This window comes from Streptomyces sp. NPDC047117, from assembly GCF_040643545.1.
Taxonomy (GTDB): Bacteria; Actinomycetota; Actinomycetes; order Streptomycetales; family Streptomycetaceae; genus Streptomyces.
In genome coordinates this window covers 1-16782 of sequence record NZ_JBEYUN010000003.1, presented here as the reverse complement: position 1 = coordinate 16782, position 16782 = coordinate 1, and the positions used below count along the sequence as shown (strand labels likewise).

Here is a 16782-nt window from a genome sequence, read left to right as displayed (position 1 = left end):
CGCCGGCGATCGGCGCCGCGATGTTGGGGGTGTCATGGAGGGAAGTGCACGGCATCGGGGTTCTGCCGCCAATGGATGTAGCGTATGGCTTAATGATCAGCTTTGTGCTCGGTGTGGAGGACCTCGCGGACACCCGGTTCGCCCTCTCTCCCCTGCACGAAACACTGCTCAGCCTGCGGGTACTGCAGGACCCCGGTCTCTCCGCCCTGCACCTCCCCTGGCGCAGATCCGTCATCGGCGAACTCGGCGCGCTCGACACCGGTCTGCTGATGTCGCTGGTGGCCCAGCGGCGTACCATTCCCGACTTCTTGACGCCGCAGCCCGCCGGCTTCGCACCGGGCTTCGAGGAACAACTCGCCGTCGTCTGCCAGGCGCCGCCCGCTCAGGTACGCCATGACCTGCTGCTCGCGCACGCACCGGACCCGCTCCCCGAGGCCCTGCGCGCCGCCACCGCTGCGGACGATGACGATGCCGCTGTAACCGGACTCCGCGACACCATCTGCGAACTCCTGCGCCGGTACTGGGAGGTCGCCATCGAGCCGATGTGGCCCCGGATGCGGCTGGTTCTGGAGGCCGACATGACGTACCGCGCTCGGCAACTCGCTCTGGGCGGTGCGCGGTTGCTGTTCGCTGACATGCATCCGAACCTGCGGTGGGAGGGTGGGGCGCTGCACATCGACAAGATGATCAGCGAGCATCGTGTCGCAGCCTCCGGGCAGGGACTGCTCCTCGTACCGTCCGTCTTCGCACACAAGCCCGCGCCGCCGGTCAGCCCGGAGGTGCCACCGCGGCTCGTGTATCCGAGCCGCGGGGTGGCCACACTGTGGGAGCAGGCGCCGGCCGCCGACATGACCGCCCTTGTGTCCCTGCTCGGCGCGTCCCGGGCGCGGCTGCTCGGCCTGCTGGAGGAGCCGCTGGCGACGGTGGAGATCGCCCGCCGCCTCAGGGTGACGCCCAGCGCCGTCTCCCAGCATCTGCGCGTGCTGCACGCCACGGGACTGGTCAACCGGGCTCGCGACGGACGGCAGGTCCTGTACCGGCGCAGCGCGCTCGGCGACCAGCTGGCCGCCCGCGCGAGCACCACCACTCGGTAGCGCGACGCATGTCCGTTTGGCGGTCGGGCGTACGCCATATGGCGGTCGGGCGTAGGCAGTACGCCATACAGCTCTCGCCCGTGCGCAGAATTTCTGTGCGGAACGGAGAATGAGCGCGGAGTCGGCTGGTACCCGTATGTCGTCAGGGCACCTGCGAAGGAGCGAGGACACGAGATGGCACACGGCGGAAACGTCATCGACGAGCTGACCACCGACCACCGGGAGGTCGAGGAGTTCTTCTCCCGGATCGAGGCACTGCCGCCCGGTGACCCGCAGCGCAAGGAGCTGGCGGACCAGGCCACCATCGAATTGGTACGTCACTCCATCGCCGAGGAAATGCACCTCTACCCGATGGTGCGCCGCTGCCTCGCGAATGGCGACCGCACCGCCGACAAGGAGCTCGAGGACCATTCGGCGGCCGAGCACATCATGAAGCAGCTGGAGAGCTGTCAGGCCGACGAACCGGCATTCGACCGGCTCATGAGCTTCCTCATGAGCGAGATCCGCAACCATATCCAGGACGAGGAACACAATCTCTTCCCGCAGCTGCGGCAGGCGGCGAGCGCGGAAGAACTCGACGAACTGGGCGACAAGATCCGCCGGGCGAAGAAGACCGCACCGACCCGCCCGCACCCCGCGACGCCGTCCACTCCCCCGGTCAACAAGATCCTCGCCCCCGGTACGGGGCTGGTCGACCGGGCCCGCGACGCCCTCTCCGGGCGCGGGAAAACCCACTGACCCCGACGACGCGTCGCACTCATGGACCGGCCCCGGATGACGGTGAATTTCCCGCGGGGAATGCCGCGTGAGCAAGGACACGTGGGGAAGCCCACGTCATCCCCGTGATTCGCGTCATTTCTGGGGAATGACCGGAGAGATAGCGTGTGAAGGCCCTGCACCCCCTGCACTCGGACGGCTCAGCAGTGCTCGCAGATCTCTCTCCGGTCATAGCGGCGACGGCTCAGTGGCTGACACGCGCGTATCCGTCGGGCGGTGGCCCCCTGAGCTCGGCCCTCGCGGAAGCCCAGGCGCGGCAGGCCGTGACGGTCGCGGCCTGGCTGCGGTACCCCACGCCGATGGACATCGCGCTGGTGAGTGTCACCGGACCGGGCGGTTCCGCCCGCCTCGACCGGCTCGCCGGCACGGACGCCCCCGGTACGTACGGCACGGACGCCCTCGGCCCGTACGGCGAGGACGCCCCCGGCCCGTACGGCGAGGACGACGCCTGGCGCACCTGGGTGGACGAGGTGGTCGCGAGCTGGGCGGTGTGCCTGCTCAGCACTCCGGAACTGGCCGCGGCCGCGGTCACCTCCCTCGCCGACTCCTGGCACCTGACCGGGGCGCCGGTCGAGTTCCGGCGTCTGACCGAACCTGATGAGAACGACCGGCGAGCCGCCTCCCTGCTGCGCCATCCGGACCTGCACGCTCCCGTGGCGGACTTGCACCGTCGCCAGCTCCTCGATCTTCTGGGACAGGGGTCGGGCCAAGAGGCCGGCCAGGGGGCGGAACCACCCAGCAGTTGACGGCGGGGGCACGCGGAGGAGGACCCGGTGGAGTGGGACGCTGTCGCCGACGAGCTGTACAGGCTGCCGCCGGAGGAGTTCACCGCTGCCCGCAACGAGCGGGCCCGGGAAGCCCGGCAGTCCGGTGACCGCCGGCTCGCGGACGACATCCGCCGGTTGCGACGGCCGACCCTCGCCGCCTGGGCCTCGAACCTGTTCGTCCGGGACCAGCCGGACGAGGTGGAGCCACTGTTGCGGCTCGGTGAGGAACTGCGGCGTGCGCACCAGAACCTGGACGGCAAACAGCTGCGGGAGCTGTCCGCGCGACAGCGGGAGCTGGTCTCCGCGCTCGCCCGGCAAGCGCGGCAGCTGACCACGCGAGCCGGGCAGCGCCTCGGCGAGGCGGCTCAGCGCGAGGTCGAGGGAACCCTGCACGCGGCGATGGCCGATCCCGAGGCCGCACGGGAGTGGTCCGAGGGGCGGCTGACCCGGTCACTGACCCCGCCGACCGGCTTCCCCACCGTCGGTGGCATCGCGGAACCCACTGAGCAGCCCGCTGACAGGACCTCTCGCAAGCCGGCGGGCGGTTCGGACAGTAAGGCGGCTGCCAAGGCTGAGCGCGGCTCGGAACGCAAACCGGCGAAGACCGGGCCGGACTCGGACGGTAAGCCGGCGGCCAAGGCCGGCCGCGGCTCCGCGAGCAAGTCCGGCCCCAAGGCCAAGACCGAGGCCACCGGCAGCCGAGTCGTGGACCTGAGCGCCGCCCGCGCCCGCCGCGAGCGGAAGGAGAAACTCCAGCGCGCTCGGAAGGAAGCGAAGGCCGCCGGGCGTGAGGCCGACGCGCAGGAGGCAGAACTCACCGCGGCGCAGGACGCGTTGGAGGCTGCCGAGGACCGGCGGCAGCGGGCCGAGCAGCGGATTGCGGAACTGCGGGAGCAGATCCAGGAGGCCGAGCGCGAGGGGAAGGAAGCCCGCGTCGCGCGCAGGGACGCCGAGCAGCGGCTGCGCAAGGCCGATCGCGCGGCCGGCGCGGCGCGGCGTACCGCCGAGGACGCCGCCGCCCGCGCCGACCGGCTGGCCGAGGAAACGACGCGGGAGACGGCGAGGGAGGCGACGAGGGGTACGAAGCGGGAGACGACGCGTACCGGACGCTGAGTGGCTCCCCGGCCGGCAGGCGTACTAGTCGGTCAGTTCGCCGTCGCGGGCGACCACGCGACCGCCGTGCACCACCATGTCCCGCTGCGGTGTGTCCACGACGATCTGCGGCAGGCACTCGCCGCGTACGAGGATGAAGTCGGCCGGGGAGCCGGGCTTGAGGTCGGCGTGCGGCAGGTGCATGACGTCCGAGCCGCCGTCGGTGCCTACCCGGTAGCAGTCGTTGAGTTCCTCGTCGAGGCGGATGTCGGTGATCAGGCCGAGCTGGTGTGCGCGGTCGAGCATGTCCCCGTTGCCGAACGGGCTCCACGCGTCGCGCACCCCGTCGGTGCCGAGGCCGACCGCGACGCCGTGCTCGCGCAGCCGCGCGATCGGCAGCACCGTCGACTCCGAGTACGCCACCGTCGTCAGCGAGATGTCCAGGTCGGCCAGGTCACCCGCGAGGGAACCGAGTTCACGGTCGCTCAGGCTCGGCAGGCAGAAGACATGGCTGACCGTGACCTTGCCGCGCAACGACAGCGCGCGGGTGCGGTCGATGATGCCGCGCAGCGGCTTGAGGCCGTTCTCGCCGCGGTCGTGCAGGTGGATGTCCAGGCCGGTACCGTGCCGGTCGGCGATGCCGAAGACCAGGTCGAGCTGTTCGTCGAGGGCGTCGTCGAAGCCGATCGGGTCGATGCCGCCGATCATGTCCACCAGGCCCGTACGGGCGGCCTCCTCCAGCAGCTTCGCGGTGCCGGGCTTGCGGATGACGCCGTGCTGCGGGAACGCCACGATCTGTACGTCGAGCGCGCCCTTCAGCCGGTCACGGGCCGATGCCACGCCTTCCGCGCACGCCAGGTCGTACTCCGGCGCCACGTCCGCGTGGGCCCGCATCGCGCGGGTGCCGGTGGCGACCGCGCGCGCCATCAGGCCGTAGGCGCGTTCCCCGACGGGGCGGCTCTGGGTGCGGAACAGCTCCGCGTCCTGGTCGGCGTAGTCGGCGATCCCGTCCGCCGGCTTGCGGGACACCCACGCCCCGCCCCATGTCGTCTTGTCGGGGTGGACGTGCGCGTTCACGAGCGACGGGAGCGCGATCCGGCCGCCACCGTCGACGACCTGGGCCCCGGCCGGCGCCGGACGGTCGGTGATCTTGCCGTTGACGACCGTGAGGTCCACCGCCTTGGCCGACCCGAAGGGCCGTACGTTGCGGAAGACCACGGGCCGGCCGTGCCGGTCGCTGTGCTCACCCGGGGCGGCGTACGCGGCTGCGGAGGGGGAGGTGACCGCGGCGGTGCCGGCCAGTGCGGCCGCTCCGGCGATCATGCTGCGCCGGGACACTCCGCCGGAGGTAGGGATGATCGACGTCATGAAGGCAAGGCTCCTTGGGCCGAGGGCGGGATGGAGACGTGCAGAGGAAGGGAAGGCGAGGGGGTTACGGGCGCGGACGTGTCAGACCGTGACGCCCGCGTGGACGACGCGTGCCGGGTGCTTGAGCACCGTCACATCGGCGAGGGGGTCGCCGTCGAGAAGGACCGCGTCACCGGCGAAACCGGGGGCGAGACGGCCGGCCGTGGCCTGCAGGCCGAGCAGCCGGGCCGCGCTCGTCGTGGCCGTGCGGATGGCATCGAGAGCAGAGAGGCCCGCTTCGCGCATCAGCTCCACCTCGCGGCCGATGGGCTTGACCTCGCCGCCCGAGGAGTCGGTGCCCGCGGCCAGCGGTACGCCCATCTCGTGTGCGGCCAGCACGGCGCGCTTCAGTACGGGCAGGTACGTCCGGCCGCGCTCGTCCAGCACCGGGTCCGACGAGCCGATCATGCCGGCGATCGCGGTGAGGGTGGGCGTGAAGTACGTACCCCTGCGGTGCATTTCGTGCAGGGTCTGCTCGCCGACGAACACGCCGTGCTCCAGCGAGCGGATGCCTGCCGTCACCGCGTCGTGGCAGCCCTTCTTGCTGTAGCTGTGGCACAGGACGCCCTTGCCGCCGCGCTTGGCGGCGGTGACGATCTCCGAGAGCTGCTCGTAGGAGTACACCTGGGTCAGCGGGTCCTGCTCGGGCAGGCCAGCGCGCTCGTTGACGCGGGTCTTGATGACGTCGGCGCCGCGCTTGAGGTTCACCGCGACGACGCGGCGCAGAGCCTCGGCCGACCGTACGCCGTCCTTGAGGCGGGCGAGCTCGGTGAGGTCCGGGTCGGCCAGCACGGTGTCACCGAGGTCGGGCGTGACGAAGATGCCGGCGGCCTGGAGACGCGGGGCCTGCGCGGGCACCTGCCGGGCCAGCTCCCGTACGGCGATGTCCTGGTAGAAGTTGGTCGAACCGCTGCGGGCGCTGGTGGCACCGGCACGGATCGCGTCCCGCGCCTCGGTGGCGGTGTTGAGGTGGATGTGCGCCTCGACCAGGCCCGGCAGGATCCACTTCCCGTCGGCTTCGAGGATCTCCGCACCCTCCGGCACCTTGACGGCCTTCCGGGTACCCGCCGCACGGACGACCCCGCCCTCGATGACGACGACGGCGTCCTCGGTGACCTCACCGGTCGCCGGGTCCAGCAGCGTGCCGCCCCGCAGTACGAGGTCACCGCCGCGCGAGCGGCCGCGCCGGGGAGCCGCCGAGGCGGAGGTGGTGAGCGCCGCGGTGCCCGCGAGCGCGGCGGCCCCCGCGAGGACGCCCCGTCGGGTGAGCTTGCTGGACGGAGGCGGCAGGGGTGCAACACACATGGGGGCTCCTTGGCGAGCGAGCGATCTTCGGACGGCAGCGAATTTGTATACCAAGAGGCTGGAGGGCGACAAGAGATTCACCGCCTCGGACCAGCAGGAGACGCAAGAATGCCCTGGTTAGAGGCGAAATTGGAGTGCAGGAGGACCTGAGATCAACCTGCGGCCATCCGGAACGCGGGTAGTGAATTGATCTTCGGTATACAAATGACCCGCGACCTTGGAGCCGGCGCCGGCGCAAGGACCTTGGAGTACCCCGTCCCCTTCGCCGACCAGGCTGTTTAGGATGCAGTCGTGGAGATCGACGGCACCGAACACCACGTGACCCGCTTCGACACCACGTACGTCGCCGCCGGCACGCCCCACCGCTTCCGCAACGCCTCCGCCACCGAGTCCATGCGGATCCTGTGGATCTACGCCTCGGTCGACGCCACCCGCACCCTCGTCGAATCCGGCGTGACCGCGCGCGTCGATGCCGAGCACACCAAGCCGTCCACGCCCCGCGCCTGACACCCCAACAGCCCACCCCCGCCCCAGAAGAGAACTGGCACACCATGGTCACCGAGATCGCCCGGATCGAGATCCGCCCCGGCCAGGAGAAGGCCTTCGAGCAGGCAGTCTCCGAGGCCGTCCCCGTCTTCCTCGCGGCCGACGGCTGCGAGGGAATCGACCTGCACCGCAGCGTCGAGCACCCCACGCGCTACCGGCTCGTGGTCCAGTGGGAAACGGTCGAGCACCACACCGTCACCTTCCGCGCCTCCGAGGGCTTCGCCCGGTGGCGGGCGCTCGTCGGCCCCCACTTCGCCGCTCCGCCCGAGGTGGAACACGTCTACTCCGTCCTCACCCCGTGACGTTGCCCTCTTGCCGACCGCCTCCCCGGGCGCCAGGATGCGGAGTCCCGGTGAGCCCTCGGGCCACTCGCCGACCGCCCGCATCGGAGGCCACATGCGTCTGCGCCGCGCCGTCCCGCCCCTGCTCGCCTTCCTCCTCGCCTTCGGTACGGCCCTCGCCCCGGATACCCCGGCATTCGGTACGGCCCTGCCCCCCGATGCACCTCCATCGGCCGAGGCCGCGACGGGCGAGGCCGAGTCGGCGGCGATCGCCGCGCCCGTCGGCACGGTCACCACACCGGACGGCCGCACCCGGCTCACCGACCGGCAGGGCCGCGTCCTCGCGCTGCGCGGCCTCAACCTCGGCAAGACCGACACCTTGACGGAGCAGCGCGTCGCCCGCCTGGCCGCCGAAGGGTTCACGCTGCTGCGGCTCAACATCCAGTGGGAGAAGGTGGAGCCGGCACGGGGCCGGTACGACACCGCCTACCTCCGCTACCTCGACCGCGTGCTGGGCTGGGCCGACCGGCACGGCGTGCTGTTGCTCGTGGACTGGCACCAGGACGTGTTCGGCCCGGCATTCGGGCACAACGGCATCCCCGCCTGGGCCACGCGCACCGACGGCCTGCCCTTCGAGCCCAACCCCGACGACTGGTTCTCCGACTACTTCCAGCCCGCCGTCCAGGCCGCCTTCACCCACCTCTACGACGATGCTGACCTGCGTGCCGCGCAGGTCAGGGCGTACGCCCGAGTCGCCGCGACGCTGCGCGGCCACCGCTCGCTGCTGGGCTACGACCTGTTCAACGAGCCCTTCGGCCCGGTCCCCGGCGACCCGACCGACCCGGCGAACCAGCTGGCCGCCTCCGTCGCCCTCGAACAGGACCGGCTCCCGGCGATGTACCGCCGCCTGATCCGGGCCGTCCGTTCCGTCGACCACCAGGCGTGGCTGTTCGTCGAGCCGACCGTGCTGGTCGGCCAGGGCGTCCCGACCAGCCTGCCCGGCTTCGCCGACCCGCGGCCCGGGGCCGACCGCATCGGTTACGCCCCGCACTTCTACGACACGGCGGTGGAGTCCGGGCAGGACTGGGATCCGTCCGGTGGATTCGTCGAGAAGTACGAGGCGGCCATCGCCGCCTACCCGGCCGCGCACCGGCTGCCCGTGCTGGTCGGCGAGTGGGGCCCGCCCCGGGCCACCACGCCCGGCAACGCGGAACTGATCCAACGTCAGGTCGCCTCGATGCCGGGCTTCGCCTCCGGATGGGCCATGTGGTACGACTGCGACGCCGCCGAAGGAGGCGGCTACTGCGTACGCGACGCCGACGGCAGCCCGGCACCGGGCAAGGAGCCGGCGTTCGCCCCGTACGCCCGGGCCGTCGCGGGAACCCCGGGCCCCGAGTCGTACTCCCCCGCGACCGGCACGTACCGCCTCCACGTCACCACCAACCGGACCACGCGCCGCGCATGGACCGAAATCACCCTGCCGGCCACCGCCTACCCGCACGGCGCCCGGATCTCCGTCGAACACGCCCCGAACCCCGTAGTCCGGATCACAAACGGCACCGCCCGAGTCCGACTCCCCTCCACCCACCCCGGCACACCCGTCACGGTGACTGTGACGCGCCGCTAGGCCCACTGGTCGGCGCCGGCAGCGGAGCTGGAATCGAGCTGCGCTGGCCGGTGATGTCCCACGTCTCCCGGTAGATCGGGTCCGTGTGGTCCTGGATGCGGCGGTACACCTTGCCCAGGCGGGTGTAGAGGGCGTGGTGTGCGGGGTCGGGGGTGAAGACTTTTCCGGGGCGTACCATCGCCTCCCTCGCGTCGTCGAATGTGGTGTGGGCGCCCGTGCCGACGGCCGCGCACATCGCGGCGCCGAGGCCGGCGGCGTTGTTCACCTCGGCGCGGTGGGCCGGGACGCCGAACACGTCGGCGAAGAGCTGCATCATCAGGTCGGAGCTCGATCCGCCGACGGAGAGCAGGGTGTGCGTCCAGGACGTGCCCAGCTCGTCGGCCATGCGGCCGGCCGTGCCGTGGAGGGTGAGGGCGAGGCCCTCCAGGATCGAGCGGTACATGTGGTAGCGGCCCTGCCGGCCGTCGAAGCCCAGGACGGTGCCCTTGCGGTAGGGGGCTTCGGTGGGGGCGAGCCAGTCGAGGACGGTCAGCAGGCCGTCGCAGCCGGGCGGTACCTCGGCGGCCTTGGTGTTCAGGTTTTCCTCGACCGACAGGCCCGCGGCGCGGGCGCCGGCCGCGACCTCCTCGCCGAGGAGGTCGCGCAGCCAGCTGACCGTCCACATGCCCCGCCGTACGCCGAAGGACTCGTAGAGGTAAGAGTGCGGTACGGAGGCGTAGTTGGTCCAGAAACCGGTGGCGTCGGGCAGGTTGCGGGGGCCGGTCGTCATGCCGGCCACGTAGGTGCCGAGGGAGACGAGCAGGGTGCCGGAGTCGTGCAGGCCGCAGCCCAGCGCCTCGACGGCCTTGTCGTTGGCGGTGGCGACGAGGGGCAGCCCTTCGGGGATGCCGGTGTGCCGGGACGCGGCGGCGGTCACGGTTGCCGAGAACGTCGCCCGGCATGACGAGGTCGAAGAGCATGTCGCGCCGCATGCCGGTCTTCGCCCACGGCTCCTCGTCGTCGCTCCACTGCCAGGTGTCGGAGTCCAGCGGCCACATGCCCGCGTAATTGGCGGCGGTGTCCCGGAAAGCGCCGGTCAGGCGGTGTCCGATGCAGCCGGAGGAGGTCGTCACCCAACGCGCGTCGGGCACGACGTGCTCGTACGGGCGGGACACGCGGTCGTCCATCCAGCTCATGACGGGCTGGGCCAGGGTGCCGTCCGCCTTCAGGACGGCACGGCAGAAGCGGATGGTGCACAGGCCCACGCCGGCGATGTCGGCGGTGTCCCCGAGGAAGGCGGCCATGGCGCTGCGGGCCGCCGCACCGATCGACGTCCACAGGTCGTCGTCGGGGTGTTCCACGATGCCGGGGCCCGGGGTGTCGTAGGGGCGCAGGGCCTGACGGCCCTCGGACACCACGCGGCCGCGCTCGTCGAGGACGGTCACTTTGGAGCTCTGCGAGCCGTTGTCGATGCCGATGAAGTAGCGCGTCATGCTCACTTCCGGGAGGCGCGGAGCCGGACGGCGCGTTGTCCGGGCGGAGTTGGGGGAAGGGGCGGGCTCCGGGGCCGCCGGGCGGCGGTCCCCGGAGCCGGGTGGGCCGGAGAGCGACCTGACGGGTCAGGAGTCCAGCGGGAAGATGGTGCCGCGGTTCATCACACCATTGGGGTCGAAGGCCGCCTTGAGCTTGGTGAGCATGTGGTACGCGGTGCCGTGCTCCTGCTCCGTCCAGGGCGCGCGGTACGGCCGCAGTGCGGGCGCCTGGTGGGCGGGGTGACGGTACGCCACGTGGCCCCGGCCGTCATCCTCGGAGCAGAGTAACGGGCGGGCGCGGGATGTCACCGACGGGGCGGACGGCCCGGTGAATGGCCCGATCGTCTCCGTCCCGCGGAAGACAGGCTGAGCCCCGCGGAAAAGGCCGGCAACCTCGGCGCCCGCTGCGGCGACTACGGCGTACGGCACCACCACTCAGTACGCCTGGACGAGCGGAGACACGAGGATGAGACGACCAGTCGCACGGCGGCGGCTTCACGCGGCACTGGCCACTATGGCCCTGGCGGCCGCTTCCGGCGCGGTTCTGCCGGTACCGGAAGCGTCGGCCGCGGCCGGCAGCGCCACCGGCTACGCCACCCAGAACGGCGGCACCACCGGCGGTGCGGGCGGACAGACCGTACGGGCCACCACGGGGACCGCGATCCACGCGGCGCTGTGCAACCGGGCCGACAGCACTACCCCGATCACCATCGAGGTCGAGGGCACCATCAACCACGGCAACACGGCCAAGGTGTCGGGCGACAGCTGCAACACCGCGGCGGGCGTGATCGAACTCAAGCAGATCAGCAATGTCACGCTCGTCGGAGTCGGCAAAGGAGCCGTCTTCGACCAGCTGGGCATCCATATCCGCGAGGCCCGCAACATCATCGTCCGGAACGTGACCGTCAAGAACGTGAAGAAGTCGGGCTCGCCCACGTCCAACGGCGGCGACGCCATCGGCATGGAGAAGGACGTCCGCAACGTCTGGGTCGATCACAGCACTCTGGAGGCATCGGGCGGCGAGTCGGAGGGGTATGACGGCCTCTTCGACATGAAGAACAACACCCAGTACGTCACCCTGTCCTACAGCGTCCTGCGCAACTCGGGCCGCGGCGGCCTCATCGGGTCCAGCGAGAGCGACGTCTCCAACGGCTACGTCACGTACCACCACAACCTGTACGAGAACATCGACTCCCGCGCGCCCCTGCTCCGCGGTGGCATCGCGCACCTCTACAACAACCACTACGTGAGCCTCAACGAGTCCGGCATCAACTCCCGGGCCGGGGCGCGCGCCAAGGTGGACAACAACTACTTCGAGGACTCCAAGGACGTCCTCGGCACCTTCTACACCGACGCCGCCGGCTACTGGCAGGTCAGTGGTAACACCTTCGACAACGTGACCTGGTCCACCCCCGGCGAGGACAACAACCCCGCAGGCCCGAACCCGCAGTCCAACACCTCGGTCACCATCCCCTACTCCTACCGCCTCGACAACACCGCGTGCGTACCCGCCATCGTGGAACGCACCGCGGGAGCCGGCAAGAACCTCCAGGAGTCCGACGGCACCTGCTGACCGCACACCCCCCACCCGGCACGCCACGGGCCCTACGCGGTCCGCGGCGTGCCGCCACCCGTTTGCGGCGGATTGACGGGACTCTGTACTACGTCGAGAGTCGTTCGTGTACGTGGCGAGCCGTTGAGGAGATGCCGTGGCGTTGAGTCGTGAAGAGCGTGAGCAATTTCTGGCCGAGCCGCATGTCGGTGCACTTTCCGTGGCGGCCGAGGAGGGGCGGGCGCCGCTCACCGTGCCGATCTGGTACCACTACGAGCCGGGCGGTGAGCTCTGGATCCTGACCGGGAGGGATTCGCGCAAGGCCCGGCTCATCGACGTTGCCGGCCGCTTCACGATGATGGCGGACCGCGTGGCGCCCACCGTCCGGTACGTCTCCGTCGAAGGCCCCGTCACGGCGGTGGATCCCGGCACTCGTGAGGACCACCTCACGCTTGCCTCCCGGTACCTGCCCAGGGAGAAGGCCGAGGCGTTCGTGGACTTCGCGGAGCGGGAGCTGGGGCCGCAGGTGCTCATTCGTATGCGTCCGCAGCACTGGGTCAGCGCCGACATGGGCGCGGCCTGAGACGGACGGCGAGCCGTCACAGCCATCCGCGTTCGCGGGCGAGGCGTGCGGCCACGTGGCGGTTCTCGGCGCCGATTTTGGTGACGGCGGCGGAGAGATGGTTGCGGACGGTGCCGGCGGACAGCATGGCGCGGGCGGCGATGTCGGCGGCGGGGATGCCCTCCTCGGCCATCGCGAGGAGTTCGGCTTCGCGAGGAGTTCGGCTTCGCGAGGCGTCAGGGGCCAATCGCCGGCGGCGATGGCGTCGGCGGCCAGCTCCTGGTCGACGTAGCGGCCGCCGGTGTGCACGGTCCGGATGATCTGCGCCAGCTGCTGCGCGGAGACGGTCTTGGGCACGAACCCGCGGACGCCGGCGCTGAGGGCACGCTTGAGGGCGTTGGCTCCCGCGTGGCTGGTGACGATCATGGTGGCGCAGTCGGGCAGGTCCTCGCGCAGCCGGTCGGCGACGGTGATGCCGTCGCCGCGGGGCATCTGCAGGTCCAGTACGGCGACATCGGGCCGGTGGGCCCGGGCCATGGCGAGCGCCTCGTCGCCCGAGCCCGCCTCGGCCACCACCGCGATGTCGTCCTCCGGCCCAGCAGTGCCAGCGCGAGGTCGAGGCGCCGGCGCTCACCGCCGGAGAGCTGCTTGACGCGTACCGTACGCCGCTCGCCCAGGCGGGTCAGTGCCAGCGCCTCGTCCACCGGGCGGGCGCCATGGTGCACCCCGCCCACATGCGCAGGGTCTCCGCGACGGTCAGCTCGGTGGGAAACCCGCCCTCCTGGAGCATCACCCCGATCCGCGGCCGCACCGCGGCACGGTCGGCGTGCGGGTCGCGGCCCAGCACCCGTACGGTACCCGCGGTGGGTGCGGCCTGGCCCTCAAGGACCTCCAGGGTCGAGGTCTTCCCCGCGCCATTGGTTCCCAGCAGGGCGAACAGCTCGCCGCGCGCGACCGGGACGTCGATGCCGCGCACCGCGTCGAAGCCCTGGTAGCTCCGCCGCAGGCCGACTGTTTCGATGACTGTGTCCACGCCCTCAACCTTGGCGGCGGTCCGGCGCCCCGCCCCGTGTGGTCTTTCACGACCGTGCATGACCGATGTCATGCACGGTCGCCCCGGCCCCCGCGGGCACTGGAATACCCGAACACGGGGTCAGGGTGCGCGTCGACCTGCCATCGGTCAGGTCGCGGCGATGAGCAGGTCGGAGGCCTTCTCGCCGACCATGATCGTAGGGGCGTTGGTGTTACCGGACGGGACGGACGGCATGACCGAGGCGTCCGCCACGCGGAGCCCCTGTACGCCGCGGACGCGCAGCTCGGGGTCGACCACGGCGAGGGAGTCCTGGCCCATCCGGCAGGTGCCGACCTGGTGGTGGTACGTGCCGACCGCCCGGCGCACGAACTCTCGCAGGTCGTCCCGCGTGCGTGCCTCCGGCCCCGGGGCCAGCTCCGCCTTGCGCCAGGCGTCGAAGGCGCGCTGGCCGCCGATCTCCCGGCACAGCTCCACCGCGTCGACCATCGCTTCGAGGTCGTACCGCTCGGCGAGGACGTTCGGGTCGACCAGGGGGGCGGTTTCCGGATCGGCCGAGGCGAGCCGCAGCGTGCCGCGGGACAGCGGCCGGACGATGCCCGGGGCGATGGTGTACCCGTGTTCCGGTACGGGGTACGACTCGGCCGGGTAGACCAGGTGCAGGAACACCGGCTGCAGGTCGGGGCCCGGGCGGCGCGGGTCGGTGGCGGTGAACAGCTGGCTCTCCAGCAGGTTCGCCCGTCCCGCCGGCAGTGGGCGGGACGCCTCGTACACGTTGCTGACGAGGAGGTGGTCGTGCAGGTTCTCGCCGACGCCCGGCAGGTCGACGGCGACGTCGATGCCGACCTCGCGCAGGTGCGCGGCGGGGCCGATGCCGGACAGCAGCAGGGTCTGCGCCGAACCGATGACTCCACCGCTGAGTACGACCTCGGCCGCGGCGTAGGCACGGTGCAGGTCTCCCCCGGCGGCGTACTCCACGCCGATCGCGCGGCCGCCGTCCAGCAACACGCGGTGCACGTGTGCGCCGGTGGTGACGGTCAGCCGGGGGTTGTCCCGCACCGGTACGGCAAAGCTCTGCCAGGCGCTCATCCGGCGGCCGTCGCGGATGGTCGCGTGGTTGAACCCGACGCCGGCCATCGTGTCGCCGTTGAAGTCGTCCGTCCGCTCGTGCCCGAGGGCGACGGCGGCCTCGACGAACGCGGCCGCGGTGGGGTGCGGTTCGGCGATCCTGCTTACGGGCAGCGGGCCGCCCTTGCCGTGCCACGCACTCTCACCGTCGACGTGATCCTCGGACCGCTTGAACAGGGGCAGCACGCTGTCCCAGTCCCAGCCGGGGCAGCCCTCGTAGGCCCAGGCGTCGTAATCACTGCGGTGCCCGCGGATGTAGATCATGCCGTTGAGCGAACTCGATCCGCCGAGCACCTTGCCGCGGGGCCAGTACAGCGGCCGGTCGTTCGCGTGCTTCTGGGGCACGGTCATCACCGCCCAGTCCAGCGGCGACTGAAGCAGCTGCGGCCAGCCCTGCGGACTGTGCACCCGCTCGTCGCTGTCGACCGGTCCGGCCTCCAGTACGTGTACCGAGTGGCCGGCGTCCAGCAGCCGCCGGACGATCACACTGCCGGCCGATCCGGCCCCCACCACCACGAAGTCGTGCTCAGTACGTGGCTCCACCATGACGGTCTCCTCCCGCGACATCATTCACACTGCGGGAAAACCGTATGAGCCCTGGAAGCACAGCACTAGCCGACAAGCACACAGGCAGTCCCCCAACGCACCCTCTCAGGCGGTCAATTCCGTATCCCCCGCCACCTCGGCGCCGGCAAAGGAGGTGTGCCGGATGTACCACTCCGTCCCCAACAACCGCTCCTGCAGGCCCGGTTGCAGACCGGCGATCACGCCCGGCGCGGCTCCCCGCTCCACCTCGGAGCGATGCGCCAGCACAGCGGCGACCTTCTGTGCCAGCCAGGGACTGACATCCACGGTCGCGGTGACCTGCTCGTCCGGGACGCTGTACACCACCTCGCGACCACCGATCACGTCTCGCAGCGCGGACACGGCCGAGTGCGGGTGCGTGGCCAGGTACAGGGCCCGCGGCTGCCACGGGTCGCCGGCGTCCGGGTACATCTGCTGCAGCCCGGCGGCCTGGGTGGCGAGCACGGTCACCCGATGGGTGTGCACATGATCCGGGTGGCCGGGCAGCCCGCCGTAGGCGTCGTGCGTGACCACGACGTCCGGGCGGAATTCCCGGATGTGCACCACCAACCGCCGCACGGCCTCGTCGAGCGGCGCATCGCAGAACCGCTCGCATCCCGGGGCCGACGGCGGGAAACGCGCATCGGCGTATCCGAGCATCCGCGGCTCACCCGCGCCGAGAATCCGCAGCGCCTCGGCCAGCTCCGCGGCCCGCCAGGTATCCGCGGCCCAGGTAGCCGTGACAACTCCGGTACGCGCCCCGGCTGCCGCATGCCGGGCCAGCACCCCACCCGCCGACAACGACTCGTCATCCGGATGAGCAAAAACCGCCAGCAGACTCGGCACAGGCGCGGGCTCGGGCAGGGCCATGAACAGATCACCTTCCGATGCACGGGGAGCCCGATGGTACGCCCCGGGACGGGGCGGCTACTGACCACGGCTCGGGACGACCACTCCACGTGCGATCAGCCACTCGGTCAGTTCCTCAGCGCGCAGAAGTGGGAATTGGCCGGGCCACCGGCTCCAGTCCAAGCCGCTGCCCAAGTGGAGTGTCAGCACGCCCCGAACCGTTCCCAGCTCGCCTCGGACCGTGACGCTGATGTCGCCCGGACACATGCAGGTGAAGGGAGCTGCCTCCGCATCGACCTCCAGAAGAGCGGCCAGCTCGGCGATCTCATCGACGCGCCCGACCATGACGGACCGTTCACGTTCCGCAGCCCGGCGAGGAGACACCTCGACAGAGCGGGCGGCCCACCACAGAGCATCCACCTGCCTCAGCGCGACCGGCCCCTGACCGGCGGGCGGTTCGGTGCCGGGCATTACAGACGTCCTCCAGCGCTTCGATGCGGTCCTCGACGGGGGGGTCTCGCGCAGTCTTTCCCAGTCGGCCATGGCCAGGGTGAGGTCCAGTCCCATGGCGGCAGGATACGTCGCCAGGGGGCTGCCGCCGCCAGGGCACCGATCAGGTGGGGCCGTGCGGCGAGCGTCTCCCCGGTCAGCGGGAAGTTGGCCACCGCGCGCACCGTGTGCACTCCGTAG

Annotated in this window: 15 protein-coding genes and 4 pseudogenes; 9 read left to right on the top strand and 10 right to left on the bottom strand. The window is 71.2% G+C overall.

Going from position 1 to position 16782, the window contains the following annotated elements:
- The first annotated feature begins 92 nt into the window (after window positions 1-92).
- The 4 genes from ABZ840_RS06015 to ABZ840_RS06000 all read left to right on the top strand — a co-directional run bounded on the left by ABZ840_RS06015 (window position 93) and on the right by ABZ840_RS06000 (window position 3751).
- Window positions 93-1094, top strand: a complete 1002-nt coding sequence (locus tag ABZ840_RS06015) for an ArsR family transcriptional regulator (protein ID WP_361554008.1) — start codon at window positions 93-95, stop codon at window positions 1092-1094.
- Between the two features lie 174 nt (window positions 1095-1268).
- On the top strand, window positions 1269-1832 hold the full coding sequence (locus ABZ840_RS06010) for a hemerythrin domain-containing protein (RefSeq protein ID WP_361554005.1): 564 nt from the start codon (window positions 1269-1271) through the stop codon (window positions 1830-1832).
- A 185-nt stretch (window positions 1833-2017) separates the two neighbouring features.
- Window positions 2018-2617: a hypothetical protein gene (locus ABZ840_RS06005; protein WP_361554002.1), complete on the top strand. Its 600-nt coding sequence runs from the start codon at window positions 2018-2020 to the stop codon at window positions 2615-2617.
- A gap of 27 nt (window positions 2618-2644) precedes the next feature.
- Window positions 2645-3751, top strand: coding sequence for a hypothetical protein (locus ABZ840_RS06000; protein WP_361553999.1), 1107 nt, complete (start codon window positions 2645-2647; stop codon window positions 3749-3751).
- 24 nt (window positions 3752-3775) lie between these two features.
- Here the strand turns inward: ABZ840_RS06000 and ABZ840_RS05995 are convergent, their stop codons facing one another.
- Together ABZ840_RS05995 and ABZ840_RS05990 are read right to left on the bottom strand one after the other, a co-directional pair.
- Window positions 3776-5098, bottom strand: a complete 1323-nt coding sequence (locus tag ABZ840_RS05995; RefSeq protein ID WP_361553996.1) for an amidohydrolase — start codon at window positions 5096-5098, stop codon at window positions 3776-3778.
- A gap of 81 nt (window positions 5099-5179) precedes the next feature.
- A complete protein-coding gene (locus ABZ840_RS05990) occupies window positions 5180-6442 on the bottom strand; it encodes an amidohydrolase family protein (RefSeq protein ID WP_361553993.1) in 1263 nt (420 codons plus the stop codon).
- Between the two features lie 291 nt (window positions 6443-6733).
- On the opposite strand from ABZ840_RS05990, the gene ABZ840_RS05985 reads away from it, so the two are divergent.
- From ABZ840_RS05985 to ABZ840_RS05975, 3 genes are all read left to right on the top strand, one after another.
- Window positions 6734-6949, top strand: coding sequence for a cupin domain-containing protein (locus ABZ840_RS05985; RefSeq protein ID WP_361553990.1), 216 nt, complete (start codon window positions 6734-6736; stop codon window positions 6947-6949).
- Window positions 6950-6993: 44 nt separating this feature from the next.
- Window positions 6994-7290, top strand: coding sequence for an antibiotic biosynthesis monooxygenase family protein (locus ABZ840_RS05980; protein WP_361553987.1), 297 nt, complete (start codon window positions 6994-6996; stop codon window positions 7288-7290).
- Window positions 7291-7384: 94 nt separating this feature from the next.
- Entirely contained in the window at window positions 7385-8896 is a 1512-nt protein-coding gene (locus tag ABZ840_RS05975) for a cellulase family glycosylhydrolase (protein WP_361553985.1), read from the top strand.
- On the opposite strand, the gene ABZ840_RS05970 is transcribed toward ABZ840_RS05975, so the two are convergent.
- The 3 genes and pseudogenes from ABZ840_RS05970 to ABZ840_RS05960 all read right to left on the bottom strand — a co-directional run bounded on the left by ABZ840_RS05970 (window position 8871) and on the right by ABZ840_RS05960 (window position 10662).
- On the bottom strand, window positions 8871-9812 hold the full coding sequence (locus ABZ840_RS05970) for an FGGY-family carbohydrate kinase (RefSeq protein WP_361553982.1): 942 nt from the start codon (window positions 9810-9812) through the stop codon (window positions 8871-8873). The two genes, ABZ840_RS05975 and ABZ840_RS05970, sit on opposite strands and share 26 nt — an antisense overlap.
- Window positions 9813-10101: 289 nt before the next feature.
- A pseudogene (locus tag ABZ840_RS05965) lies at window positions 10102-10368 on the bottom strand (FGGY family carbohydrate kinase); the annotation flags it as partial.
- Window positions 10369-10494: 126 nt separating this feature from the next.
- A complete protein-coding gene (locus tag ABZ840_RS05960) occupies window positions 10495-10662 on the bottom strand; it encodes an FAD-linked oxidase C-terminal domain-containing protein (RefSeq protein WP_361553979.1) in 168 nt (55 codons plus the stop codon).
- A 211-nt stretch (window positions 10663-10873) separates the two neighbouring features.
- On the opposite strand from ABZ840_RS05960, the pseudogene ABZ840_RS05955 reads away from it, so the two are divergent.
- Window positions 10874-11977, top strand: a pseudogene (locus ABZ840_RS05955) (pectate lyase); the annotation flags it as partial.
- A gap of 139 nt (window positions 11978-12116) precedes the next feature.
- Window positions 12117-12542 carry a pyridoxamine 5'-phosphate oxidase family protein gene (locus tag ABZ840_RS05950; RefSeq protein ID WP_361553977.1) on the top strand — a complete coding sequence of 142 codons (426 nt, stop codon included), beginning with the start codon at window positions 12117-12119 and terminating at the stop codon, window positions 12540-12542.
- Between the two features lie 16 nt (window positions 12543-12558).
- Here ABZ840_RS05950 and ABZ840_RS05945 read toward each other — a convergent pair.
- From ABZ840_RS05945 to ABZ840_RS05925, 5 genes and pseudogenes are all read right to left on the bottom strand, one after another.
- A pseudogene (locus ABZ840_RS05945) lies at window positions 12559-13112 on the bottom strand (response regulator transcription factor); the annotation flags it as partial.
- Window positions 13112-13554: pseudogene (locus ABZ840_RS05940) on the bottom strand (ATP-binding cassette domain-containing protein); the annotation flags it as partial. The pseudogenes ABZ840_RS05940 and ABZ840_RS05945, both read right to left, overlap by 1 nt.
- Window positions 13555-13701: 147 nt before the next feature.
- Window positions 13702-15225, bottom strand: a complete 1524-nt coding sequence (locus tag ABZ840_RS05935; RefSeq protein ID WP_361553974.1) for a GMC family oxidoreductase N-terminal domain-containing protein — start codon at window positions 15223-15225, stop codon at window positions 13702-13704.
- 105 nt (window positions 15226-15330) lie between these two features.
- Entirely contained in the window at window positions 15331-16113 is a 783-nt protein-coding gene (locus tag ABZ840_RS05930; RefSeq protein ID WP_361553971.1) for a PIG-L family deacetylase, read from the bottom strand.
- Between the two features lie 57 nt (window positions 16114-16170).
- The gene (locus tag ABZ840_RS05925) at window positions 16171-16659 is read right to left on the bottom strand and encodes a hypothetical protein (RefSeq protein WP_361555429.1); all 489 of its coding nucleotides are present in this window, start codon (window positions 16657-16659) and stop codon (window positions 16171-16173) included.
- Window positions 16660-16782 lie beyond the last annotated feature (123 nt).

Bases quoted from the DNA above. Each gene is read 5' to 3' on its own strand.
- ABZ840_RS05975 (WP_361553985.1), top strand. From the start codon at position 7,385: ATGCGTCTGCGCCGCGCCGTCCCGCCCCTGCTCGCCTTCCTCCTCGCC.
- ABZ840_RS06015 (WP_361554008.1), top strand. From the start codon at position 93: ATGATCAGCTTTGTGCTCGGTGTGGAGGACCTCGCGGACACCCGGTTC.
- ABZ840_RS05980 (WP_361553987.1), top strand. From the start codon at position 6,994: ATGGTCACCGAGATCGCCCGGATCGAGATCCGCCCCGGCCAGGAGAAG.
- ABZ840_RS05990 (WP_361553993.1), bottom strand. From the start codon at position 6,442: ATGTGTGTTGCACCCCTGCCGCCTCCGTCCAGCAAGCTCACCCGACGG.
- ABZ840_RS05930 (WP_361553971.1), bottom strand. From the start codon at position 16,113: ATGGCCCTGCCCGAGCCCGCGCCTGTGCCGAGTCTGCTGGCGGTTTTT.
- ABZ840_RS05925 (WP_361555429.1), bottom strand. From the start codon at position 16,659: ATGGGACTGGACCTCACCCTGGCCATGGCCGACTGGGAAAGACTGCGC.
- ABZ840_RS05995 (WP_361553996.1), bottom strand. From the start codon at position 5,098: ATGACGTCGATCATCCCTACCTCCGGCGGAGTGTCCCGGCGCAGCATG.
- ABZ840_RS06010 (WP_361554005.1), top strand. From the start codon at position 1,269: ATGGCACACGGCGGAAACGTCATCGACGAGCTGACCACCGACCACCGG.
- ABZ840_RS05935 (WP_361553974.1), bottom strand. From the start codon at position 15,225: ATGGTGGAGCCACGTACTGAGCACGACTTCGTGGTGGTGGGGGCCGGA.